We start from the raw sequence: 255 nt of genomic DNA on the forward strand, positions 1-255 counted from the left end.
ACAGCTCATCCCCTAATTTTTCAACATTAGTGGGTTCGGACCTCCAGTGCGTGTTACCGCACCTTCATCCTGGCCATGAGTAGATCACTTGGTTTCGGGTCTACACCCAGCGACTATCGCCCTGTTCCGACTCGATTTCTCTACGGCTTCCCTATTCGGTTAACCTTGCCACTGAATGTAAGTCGCTGACCCATTATACAAAAGGTACGCAGTCACCCCACAAGGAGGCTCCTACTGTTTGTATGCACACGGTTT

The 255-nt window shown here is 50.2% G+C and carries 1 rRNA gene; it reads right to left on the reverse strand.

What is annotated here, in order from left to right:
- Positions 1-255, reverse strand: a 23S ribosomal RNA gene (locus GM676_RS31435); the annotation flags it as partial.

It is taken from the genome of Duganella radicis, assembly GCF_009720825.1.
In the GTDB taxonomy this organism is placed as follows: domain Bacteria; phylum Pseudomonadota; class Gammaproteobacteria; order Burkholderiales; family Burkholderiaceae_D; genus Rugamonas; species Rugamonas radicis.